Source organism: Pseudomonas sp. 05T35 (genome assembly GCF_056396605.1).
Genome location: NZ_JBFTLU010000159.1, coordinates 1 through 10674, shown reverse-complemented (window position 1 = coordinate 10674; position 10674 = coordinate 1). Strand labels below are relative to the sequence as shown.

Annotated in this window: 10 protein-coding genes and 1 pseudogene; 10 read left to right on the top strand and 1 reads right to left on the bottom strand. The window is 60.0% G+C overall.

Annotation, left to right across the window (positions count from 1 at the left end):
• Positions 1 to 1824: DNA mismatch repair protein MutS (gene mutS / locus AC1DH9_RS14255; protein ID WP_477808323.1), on the bottom strand; the 1824-nt coding region annotated here is incomplete at its 3' end.
• 200 nt (positions 1825 to 2024) lie between these two features.
• Between mutS and AC1DH9_RS14250 the strand changes: the two genes are divergently transcribed.
• The 10 genes and pseudogenes from AC1DH9_RS14250 (at position 2025) to AC1DH9_RS14205 (ending at position 10618) form a co-directional block, all read left to right on the top strand.
• On the top strand, positions 2025 to 2759 hold the full coding sequence (locus tag AC1DH9_RS14250; RefSeq protein WP_427533364.1) for an XRE family transcriptional regulator: 735 nt from the start codon (positions 2025 to 2027) through the stop codon (positions 2757 to 2759).
• A gap of 500 nt (positions 2760 to 3259) precedes the next feature.
• Complete coding sequence (locus tag AC1DH9_RS14245; protein ID WP_427544610.1) at positions 3260 to 3607, top strand: phage holin family protein; 348 nt, start codon at positions 3260 to 3262, stop codon at positions 3605 to 3607.
• A 162-nt stretch (positions 3608 to 3769) separates the two neighbouring features.
• Positions 3770 to 4354 carry a phage tail terminator protein gene (locus tag AC1DH9_RS14240; protein ID WP_427544608.1) on the top strand — a complete coding sequence of 195 codons (585 nt, stop codon included), beginning with the start codon at positions 3770 to 3772 and terminating at the stop codon, positions 4352 to 4354.
• Positions 4351 to 4533: a DUF2635 domain-containing protein gene (locus tag AC1DH9_RS14235; RefSeq protein WP_054595951.1), complete on the top strand. Its 183-nt coding sequence runs from the start codon at positions 4351 to 4353 to the stop codon at positions 4531 to 4533. The genes AC1DH9_RS14240 and AC1DH9_RS14235 overlap by 4 nt, the downstream gene beginning before the upstream one ends.
• Entirely contained in the window at positions 4533 to 6029 is a 1497-nt protein-coding gene (locus AC1DH9_RS14230; RefSeq protein WP_427533347.1) for a phage tail sheath subtilisin-like domain-containing protein, read from the top strand. The genes AC1DH9_RS14235 and AC1DH9_RS14230 overlap by 1 nt, the downstream gene beginning before the upstream one ends.
• A 66-nt stretch (positions 6030 to 6095) precedes the next feature.
• On the top strand, positions 6096 to 6443 hold the full coding sequence (locus tag AC1DH9_RS14225) for a phage tail tube protein (RefSeq protein WP_054595953.1): 348 nt from the start codon (positions 6096 to 6098) through the stop codon (positions 6441 to 6443).
• Complete coding sequence (locus AC1DH9_RS14220) at positions 6440 to 6736, top strand: phage tail assembly protein (RefSeq protein WP_427544606.1); 297 nt, start codon at positions 6440 to 6442, stop codon at positions 6734 to 6736. The genes AC1DH9_RS14225 and AC1DH9_RS14220 overlap by 4 nt, the downstream gene beginning before the upstream one ends.
• Positions 6737 to 6866: 130 nt before the next feature.
• Positions 6867 to 8507 carry a phage tail tape measure protein gene (locus tag AC1DH9_RS14215; protein ID WP_427544604.1) on the top strand — a complete coding sequence of 547 codons (1641 nt, stop codon included), beginning with the start codon at positions 6867 to 6869 and terminating at the stop codon, positions 8505 to 8507.
• Positions 8494 to 9574, top strand: a pseudogene (locus tag AC1DH9_RS14210) (DNA circularization protein). Before AC1DH9_RS14215 ends, AC1DH9_RS14210 begins: the two are co-directional and overlap by 14 nt.
• A 3-nt stretch (positions 9575 to 9577) precedes the next feature.
• Positions 9578 to 10618, top strand: coding sequence for a phage baseplate assembly protein (locus AC1DH9_RS14205; RefSeq protein WP_427544600.1), 1041 nt, complete (start codon positions 9578 to 9580; stop codon positions 10616 to 10618).
• The last annotated feature ends 56 nt before the right edge of the window (positions 10619 to 10674 follow it).

Genomic DNA, 10674 nt, shown 5'->3' with positions numbered 1-10674 from the left:
GTCGTCCAGGCTCAGGTCGTTGGCCACGAACGGTGTGGTCAATACTTGTTCAACCACCGGGTGACGGCCCTGGCTGATGCGCATGCACGGCTCGCTGACGAACCGTGGGCAGTTCAGGTCAAGGTTCAGCGCGCGCTCGGCCAGGTTGCTCAAGACATCCAGCTCAGCCAGTGCCGCGGCAGTGTCCTGCAGCGGTGGCAGCTGGCTGATCAGGTCTTCGAGCAGGGCTTCGTAAAGCATCTTCTCGCGGGCCAGCGCGCGGCTCTTGGCCGACAGGGCCTTGTCTTCGAAGGCTTTGAGTTCTGGCGTGATGAACCGCTCGGCCCCTTTGAGGGTCTGGCGGCGGATGTAATCGGCCGGTGCCTGCTCGGCTTGCTTGCTTGGCAGTTCGATGAAGTAACCGTGAATCCGGTTGTAGCCGACTTTCAGGTTGGCCAGGCCGGTACGCGCCTTCTCGCGGGCTTCGAGGTCGATCAGGAATTGTCCGGCGTTTTCGCTTAGCGATTGCAGCTCGTCGAGTTCAGCGTCGTATCCGGTTTTCAACACGCCACCGTCGCGGATCACCGCTGGCGGGTTGTCGATGATGGCTTTTTCCAACAGGGCGGCCAGCTCGGGATAGGTGCTGGTAGTCACGGCCAGTTGGTGAAGGTGTGGCGCCTCAAGCTCGGTCATCGCCACTTGCAGTTCTGGCAGGGCGCCGAGGGCGTCGCGCAGGCGAGCCAGGTCACGCGGGCGAGCGTTACGCAGGCCGATACGCGCCAGAATCCGCTCGATGTCACCGATCTCTTTCAACTGCGGTTGGAGTTTCTCGAAGCGGTAACCGTCGAGCAGGCAGGTGATCGAGGTCTGGCGTGCCAGCAGCACGCTCAAGTCGCGCAGCGGGCGATTCAACCAACGGGTCAGCAAGCGGCTGCCCATGGCAGTCTGGCAACGGTCGACCACCGATTGCAGGGTGTTCTCGCGGCCACCCGCCAGGTTGGTGTCCAGCTCCAGGTTGCGCCGGCTTGCACCGTCCAGCACCACGGTATCGTCCAGACGCTCATGACGCAGGCTGCGCAAATGCGGCAGGGCGGTGCGTTGGGTTTCCTTGGCGTAGCTCAACAGGCAACCGGCGGCACCGATGGCCAGGGTCAGGTTCTCGCAGCCGAAACCTTTGAGGTCCTGGGTGGAAAATTGCTGGCAAAGACTTTTCAGCGCCGAATCACGCTCGAAATCCCACGGTGCACGACGACGAACGCCACGACGCTTCTCGGCCGGCAAGTCTTTTGGCCAATCGTCCGGAATCATCAGCTCGACCGGATTGACCCGCTCCAGCTCCGCCAGCAGGTTTTCCCAGCCTTTGATCTCCAGCACGCTGAAGTTGCCGCTGGTGATGTCCAGCACGGCCAGGCCGAACAGGCGCTCGTCACCCAGAACGGCGGCGATCAGGTTGTCGCGGCGCTCATCCAGCAGCGCTTCATCGCTGACGGTGCCGGGGGTGATGATCCGTACCACCTGACGGTCTACCGGACCTTTACTGGTCGCCGGGTCGCCGACCTGTTCACAGATCACCACCGACTCACCGAGCTTGACCAGTTTCGCCAGGTAACCTTCCGCGGCGTGGTAAGGAATCCCACACATCGGAATCGCCTGCCCGGCCGACTGCCCACGGGCGGTCAGGGTGATGTCCAGCAATTTGGCGGCCTTCTTTGCGTCTTCATAGAAGATCTCGTAGAAGTCACCCATGCGGTAGAACATCAACTGGTCAGGGTGCTGATTCTTCAGACGCCAGTACTGCTGCATCATCGGGGTGTGGGAAGACAGATCGGAGAGTGCTTTATTCATCAGGTAATCAGGCGAATTCGTTGAAATGGGTGGGGCAAAAGAGGGACATCGGCCCGGCTTTTCCGCGATGGGCGCAAGGTTACCATGGGCGGTCCGACCTACGCAGGGATGAAAGGCCCGCTGCACGTTTCTGCGGTTTATGCACTTGTTATGCAAATCAGCATTTGTCATCTTCGAAAAGAACGAGCACTATGCGCGTTATGCAAAAACGCAATGTTTCTACCGTCTTAAGAGCACTGCTCGATCAGCACGGGATCTCCCCCACGGAGCTTCACCGTCGCACTGGCGTGCCTCAATCTACTCTCTCGCGGATTCTCAGCGGGAAGATCGTCGATCCTTCGGATAAACACATCTCGAAGATCGCCGAGTACTTCCGTGTGAGCACTGACCTGTTGCGTGGCCGCGCCGATGTAGCGCCGGCCATCGCGCCTGCACGCGAAGAGTCGCATTCGGAACTCAAGGACATAAGCCTGTGGGATGACGATACCCCCGTCGATGACGACGAGGTCTCGGTCCCCTTTCTTCGCGAGGTTGAATTGGCTGCTGGATCAGGAAGATTCGTCATCGAAGAAAGCGAACGCTCAAGCTTGCGCTTCGGCAAACGCAGCTTGCGGCATAACGGTGTGCAGTTCGACCAGGCCAAATGCGTCACCGTGCGCGGCAACAGCATGTTGCCGGTGCTGCGCGACGGCGCCACGGTTGGGGTCAACGCCGGCAAGTCCGGGATTGGCGATATCGTTGATGGTGATCTGTATGCCATCAACCATAACGGCCAACTGCGGGTGAAGCAGCTCTATCGTCTGCCTACCGGCATTCGTCTGCGTAGCTTCAATCGCGATGAACACCCGGATGAGGACTACACCTTCCAGGAAATTCAGGAAGAGCAAATCGTCATCCTCGGTCACGTCTTCTGGTGGGGCATGTACGCCCGCTAACGCCTAGCTGTCAGACAAAACCCGCTATCAAGCGGGTTTTTTTTCGCCTGACGAAAACCATCCCACCCTTTGTTTGCGGGGCTTTCATGCGCTTGTGCATTTTCAATGCACAAATAAATGCATTTATGCATTGACTGTATATGCATCCATGCATATTCTTTGTCCCAAGCCGCTCAACAACGGCTCGCAACGAAGCTCTTTAGTTCCACAGCAAAGGCAGCGATGAACCGGCCTCAACGGTTCAGAGGGTTGGCAACTGACCCGGGTGTGCAGCGTAAAGCACCGTAAGCAGTTATCCGGCGGACAGGGTCGCGGTCGGAGGAACAATTTGAATGGATCCGTACCGCGCCAGTAGCGCCGAAAGATCGGAAGGACCGTATTACTGAAAAGCCCGGGCGACCGGGCTTTTTGGAATGCCTACCTACCGTCAGGCACACCAAGAGACAACGTTTGAACAACACACAAACCCATCACCTATTTATCAACGCAGGAGGCGTGACATGACAAACGAGCAGCAAGCGTTGGCGGACATGCCTATCTGGCTGGTCATCGCTCTGGCGGTGGTTGGCGGGGTGTCCGGCGAAATGTGGCGCGCCGACAAGGAGGGCGCTCGCGGCTGGCCACTGTTGCGGCGCCTGGTGCTGCGCTCCGGGGCCTGCATGGTCTGCGGGGTCTCGACCATCATGCTGCTGTATGCCGCTGGCGTGTCGATCTGGACCGCCGGTGCTTTCGGCTGCCTCACCGCGATGGCCGGTGCCGATGTTGCCATTGGCTTGTATGAGCGCTGGGCGGCCAAGCGGATTGGCATTGATGAAGTGACGCCGCGTGATTCCAGCCAGGACCGCTAATGGTACTGGCAGCAAAGAAGATCATCACTGAACAAGTCCAATGGACTGGCTGACGGGGGGCGTAGACAACGACCCCGACCTGCAAGGATGCAGGTCATCGGCGGTAATTTCCCTTAACTCAAACCCGCCACCGCGCGGGTTTTTTATTGCCCGGTGAATCCCATGTACATCACCCCGATCCTCAAACAGCTCCGTGATCAATGCCCGTCGCTCGCCAATCGCGTGGTAGTAGGCATTGATCCACAAACCCTACCCACCACCCCTCCACAACCCATCCCTGCGGCCTACGTCTCGGTGATCGCTGACCTGGCGAGCAAGAACACAGCACAAAACGCGTTTCGGCAAACCATCCGTGATCGCTTCGAGGTGACGCTGTTGCTCGATGCCACGGATGCGGCGCTGGCGCTGGATCAGTTGCAAGGGCTGCGGGCCGAGCTGTGGCGGGCGTTGGTGGGCTTCAAGTTGGGTGGCGACTACGACGCCATTGAATACGACGGCGGCGAGTTGGTTTCGATCAATAACAGCCGCTTGCTTTATCGCCTGCGCTTTTTCGCCGAATTCCAGCTGGGCCGTAACCGCTCCAGCGAACCGGCGGAAACCTGGCACGAGCGTGAACTGGACGGCTTGTCGTCCTTTACCGGGGTGACCGTGCGGGTCGATGCGATCGATCCGGCGGACCCCAACCTGAAACGTCCGGGGCCTGACGGGCGCCTGGAACTGACTTTCTCTGGAGACGTAAAGCAATGAGCAAACGCATCACTGTGCTGCCGGCCGAAGGCCGTGCCGTGCCCGACCCGGAAGCGGGCGATCTGTTGCCTCTCGAAGGCCGTGAAGTGCCGGACAACGCCTGGTGGCGTCGACGTCTGGCCGATGGCGATATCACTACCAAAGCCGTGGAAGCGGCAACACCACAGGGAGCCAAATAATGGCGATCGGATTCAGCAACATTCCTGCGGACATTCGTGTTCCGCTGTTCTACGCCGAGATGGACAATTCGGCAGCCAATAGCGCGTCGTCGGCCATGCGCCGGTTGATCGTCGCTCAGGTCAACGACAACGTTGCCAGCGCCGAGGTCGGCAAACTGGTGCTGGTGTCCAGCGTGGCGCTGGCCAAAAGCATCGGTGGTCAAGGCTCGATGCTGGCCTCGATGTACGAGACCTGGCGCAAGACCGACCCGGTCGGCGAAATCTGGTGCCTGCCGGTGCACAACACCGTGGGCAGCATTGCCAAAGGCGTGCTGACCCTGACTGGTACCGCAACCGAAAGCGGTGTGCTCAACCTGTACGTCGGCGGCGTGCGTGTTCAATCGGCTGTCGTTAATGCGGCAACCGCGGCTCAGGCCGCAACTGCACTGGCCTTGAAAATCAACGCCAGCGCCGATCTGCCGGTTACCGCCGCTGCGGTCGAAGGCGTGATTACCCTGGCCGCTAAATGGACCGGTGATAGTGCCAACGACATCAGCCTGCAGTTCAATCGCCTGGGCAAGAGCAATGGCGAAGACACACCGGCTGGCCTGACCACCGCCATCACCCCAATGGCCGGTGGCGCTGGCGTGCCGGATCAAGTGGCGGCCGTCGCTGCGCTGGGTGATGAGCCGTTCGAATTCATCTGCATGCCGTGGACTGACACCGCGACCCTCAATACCTGGCAAGCCGTCATGGATGACAGCGTCGGTCGTTGGTCGTGGGCCAAGCAATTGTTCGGTCACGTCTACACCGCCAAACGCGGCACCGTTGGCACCCTGGTCGCCGCCGGTCAAACCCGTAACGACCAGCACATGACCATTCAGGCGCTGGAGCTGGGTGTCCCTCAACCGTTCTGGGTTCAGGCGGCCGCACTGGCTGCGCGGACTTCGGTGTTCATCTCTGCCGACGCCAGCCGTCCGACCCAAAGCGGCAGCCTACCGGGCGTCGAGCCGGCTCCGGCCAGTGAGCGTTTCACCCTGACMGAGCGCCAGTCGCTGCTCAACTACGGCATCGCTACCGCGTACTACGAAGGCGGCTACGTGCGCATTCAGCGAGCGATCACCACCTATCAGAAAAACGCTTACGGCCAGGCAGACAACTCCTACCTGGACAGCGAAACCATGCACCAGTCGGCGTTCATCGTGCGTCGTCTGCAAAGCGTGATTACCAGCAAGTACGGTCGCCACAAACTGGCCGCCGACGGCACCCGTTTCGGTGCCGGCCAGCCGATCGTGACCCCGAGCACCATTCGCGGTGAGCTGATCGCCCAGTACGCCAAGCTCGAACTGGAAGGCCACGTCGAGAACGCCGAGCTGTTCGCCGAACACCTGATCGTCGAGCGCGACAGCCAGGACCCGAGCCGCGTCAACGTGCTGTTCCCGCCGGATTACATCAACGGCCTGCGTGTGTTCGCGCTGCTCAACCAATTCCGTTTGCAGTACGACAACGCGGCTTGAATGCCGCGTTTCACTGTATGAGTTCAGCCCACCTCGCGTGGGCTTTTTATTGAAGGGAGAAACACCATGGGTCAACTGATTGCGGGCACCTGCTACGTCAAAGTGGACGGCGCTCAACTGACCATCAACGGTGGCTGCGAAGCGCCGCTGATGTCCACCAAACGCGAAACACTGGTGCCGGGTTTCTACAAGGAAACCGACATCACCCCATCGTTCAAGGTGACGGCGCTGCACACCCCGGACTTCCCGCTCAAGCAGCTGATCGCCGGTACCGACATGACCGTCACCTGCGAATTCAGCAACGGCAAAGTCTTCGTGCTGGCCGGTGCCTACCTGGTCGATGCGCCGATTTCCAAGGGCGATGACGCGTCTATCGCATTGGTCTTCGAAGGTGTGAAGGGGACCTGGCAATGACTCAAACCGTGAAGCTGCAAGTGGCCATCGAGGCCCACGGCGAGCCGCTGACCGAACTGACCCTGCGCCGTCCGACGGTGCAGGAGGTGCGGGCGATCAAGGCGCTGCCGTACAAGATCGACAAGAGCGAAGAAGTCAGCCTGGACATGGATGTCGCGGCCAAATACATCGCAGTCTGCGCCGGCATCCCGCCGTCGTCGGTCAACCAGTTGGACCTGGCTGACCTCAACGCGCTGAGCTGGGCTGTCGCGAGTTTTTTCATGAGTGCGGCATCGGCGCCATCACCGACCTGATCGCTGTCGCCTATGACCTGGCCTGGTTCTGGAAGGTTGACCCCGAACAGATGATGGCCAGGCCACTGGACGTGCTCCGCGAATCACTGGAGCACGCGCAACGGATCAATGCGATGCAGCAGGTGCAGTGATGGCAGAGACAGAAAAGATTGAAAAAAAAGCGGTCTTGCTGACAGGCATCGATGAACTGTCGCCCAAGCTCAAGGACCTTCGGGCGAAAGTCGATGGCTTCAAAAACAACCTCGAGCAGGCCGGCCTGGGCAAGCTGGATATCAGCGGCTTGTTCAAGGGCGGTAGCGTGGTCACGCCCTTCGTCGAAGGTATCAAGTCGGCGGCAGCGTTTCAGGGCAAATTGGCTGAGGTCGGTGAGACGGCAAAAAGCGTCGATGTACCGAGCGTGCCCAAAAGTGCTGCGCAAAACCTGAACGTTTTCAGCGCTTCGATGGACAAGGTCTCGGTTGCGGTTGACGCCGCGTTACTGCCAGCAGTCAGCGCGGTGGTGGTCGGTCTTGAGCCGTTGCTCAATGGCGTCGGAACCTTGCTCAACGACAACCCGGAGCTGGTCCAGGGCATTGCCGCGGGCGCTATTGCGTTCTCGGCCATTCAATCGGCGGTTACGGGTGCTTCACAAGCGCTTGACCTGATGAGCACGGTGCTCAAGACCAGCCCGCTGATGTTGGTTGCCATGGGTATTGCGTTGGTGGCCGGGGTGATCGTTGCGAACTGGAAACCGATCTCGGCGTTTTTCGCCGGGCTCTGGCAAGAGATTGCACCGGTTGTCATGCCGATGGTCGAGTTCTTCAAGACGATGTTCGCCTTCACGCCGCTGGGGATGATCATCAACAACTGGGGGCCAATCAGTCAGGTGTTCGCCGCGCTCTGGGACGTGATCAAAGCGGCGGCTTCGCTGCTGTTCGACGCGTTCAAGGTGATCTTCAGCTGGACGCCATTGGGGATGATCATCGCCAACTGGCGTCCGATCAGCAGCTTCTTCAGTTCGCTTTGGCAAGGGGTCAAAGCCGTTGCTGTGCCGGTCATCGACTTCTTCAAGGCACTGTTTTCCTGGACTCCGTTGGGGATGATCGTTAACAACTGGCAACCGCTGGTTGGATTGTTTTCAGCGATCTGGGATTTGCTTCGGGCACTGTCCGTGCCGGTGGTGGGCTTCCTTAAAAGCCTGTTCGACTGGTCGCCGATGGCGCAGGTCAGTGCCGCTTGGGAGCCGCTGAGTGAGTTCTTCTCCGGCTTGTGGGACTCGCTGACCAGTGTCACGGCCCCGGTCGGGGAACTGTTCAAAACGCTGTTCGACTGGTCACCGATGCAGATGATTACCGAACACTGGACGCCGATCATCGCGTGGTTCAGTGGGCTGTGGGAAAAGCTCAAGGCGATTATCGAACCGATCAAGGACCTGTTCGGCGGCAGTGTCAGTGGCTTCATCGCGAAGATCACCGGCAAGGTCGAAGGCTTGACCGAGGCGCAACAGAAAACCAACGCCGAAGGCAAAGGTGAACTGGCGCCAGCGTTTTTCGGTGCCAGTAGCGATCAAGCGTCGCTGTCGAGCGATTTGCCGAAAGGCTCCAACGCCCTGGTGCAACAAAGCGCCGCCAACAACCGTGCGCAACTGGAAGGCGGCCTGACGGTGCGCTTTGAAAATGCACCGGCCGGCATGCGTACCGATCAACCACAGACCAACCAGCCTGGCCTGGCCGTGACGTCGCAGATTGGCTATCGCTCACTGTCTCTAGGAGGTTCCAATGAGTTGGCGTGATCGTTTGTTGCCGGCGTCGTTTCGCGGCGTCGGATTCTGGGTCGATCAGGCGAAAACCCCGGTCGGCCAGAAAGGTCAGTTGCATGAGTATCCCCAGCGTGACCAGCCGTTCTTCGAGGGCCTTGGCCAACAGGCGAAGATCCACGACCTGACGGCTTTTATCGTTGGGCCCGATTGCCTGGAGCAACGTGACAAACTGCTCAAGGCGCTGGAGGAGGGCGCGGGTGAACTGGTTCATCCGTGGCTGGGACGGATGCAGGTCAAGGTCGGCGAATGCGAAATGACCCAGACCCGTCAAGGCGGCACGGATCGGCATCAAGGAACTGCGTGACAGCCTCAAAGATGTCTACGAGGTCATCGAGCATGAGTTCAAGGAGGTTATCGAGACCTACAAGGAACTCAGTTTGCTGGTCAAGGCGATCAAGGAACTGCCCCGTGAAGTGAGCGCGGAGTTCAAGGGTTTGCTGGGTGACATCAAGGAGCTCGGGGACTTCGCTCGTGAGGGTTACCGTGGCGTGCTCGCCAGCGCCTCGCAGCAGGTTGAAGCGGTGAAAAAGATCGACGCTCCCAAGCTCACCACCGGCAAGGACACGGTGGCGGCGGCTCAGGCCATGGCCAATCTGGTGCAGGACGCGTTGTTGGTGAAGCTCGGCTATCAAGTGGCGCGGATGCCGGTGGCGACCCCGGTGGTCAAACTGAACTCCACGCCGTCTTTGGCGCAGCAAGCGGTGCAACCGGTGCAGCGGGTGGACGTGCCGGTGGCCGACGATGTGCTGACCTTGCGCGATGCGCTCAATGAAGCAATCTGGCAAGCCGCCCTCAAGGCGGATGCCGTGCATTATCAAGCGCTCAATGCCATGCGCCAGCAACTGTTCGGGCATCTGACGGCGGTGGCATCCTCCGGTGTGCGGCTGATCACGTTGTCTCCCAATCAGAGCATGCCGGCACTGGTGCTCACCTACAAATACCTGGGGGATGCCACTCGGGTGAGTGAAGTGACGCAACGCAACGGGGTGATCCACTTTGGATTCCTGCCCCCGGGCGGCCTGCAAATCGCCCGGGAGTAGACCATGACCGACCTTGCAAACGCCGTCAGCCTGACTGTTAACGGTCTGGATTATGGCGGCTGGAAAAGCGTGGAAATCAGTGCGGACCTGGAGCGTCAGTTCCGCACCTTCACACTCAACATCACCTGGCAATGGCCGGGGCAAACCCTGGCGGTGCCGATCAAGCCCGGTTCGCGTTGCCAGGTGCGGATCGGTTGCGATCTGGTGCTCACGGGGCACGTCTACAAGGCACCGATCAGTTACGACGGCAAGCAGATCAGCCTGAGTATCGAGGGCAGTTCGCTGACCCGGGACCTGGTGGATTGTGCGGCGATCAACCGTCCGAGCCAATGGCAGGAACAAAGCGTGCTGAGCATCGTCCAGGCCCTGGCATCGCCTTATGGCGTGGGGGTGGTCAGCGAGATCACACAAACCGCCAAGTTGAATAAACACAGCATTGTCCCGGGAGAAACGGTGTTTCAGTCCATCGACCGCTTGCTGACCCTGTATCGGGTGTTCTCCACAGACGATGCCGAAGGCCGTGTGCTGCTGGCGAAACCCGGCAGCGGCGGGCGGGCCAGTGATGTGCTGGAGCTGGGCAAGAACATTCTCTCGGCCAACGCGCCGATGGATTTCAGCCAGGTCTTTTCTGAATACCGGGTGATTGGCCAGCACAAGGGCAGCGACAGCAAAAGCGGCAGCGCTGTGAGCGAGGTGTCGGGTGTAGCGATCGATGCCACGGCCCAACGCAAACGGGTCACGGTGATCAGCGAAAGTGCGCAACTGACGACGGAACTGGCGCAGCAACGCGCCGATTGGGAAAGCGCTACCCGCACTGGCAAAGCCCTGACGACGACCTATCGCGTGCAAGGCTGGCGGCAATCCAACGGCGATTTGTGGCGGCACAACACGCAGGTCAGGGTGGTCGACAAGGTGCTGGGTTTTGATCAGGACATGCTGATCTCGAAGGTCACTTACTCGCTTTCTGAACAGGGCTCCATCACCACCCTGCAAGTGGCGCCGCCGCATACCTTCGACGCCAACCCGGTGCCGCCCAAAGCCTGAGTCCACATTCATTCGTAGCAGCTGGCGAAGCCTGCGTTCGGCTGCGAAGCAGTCGT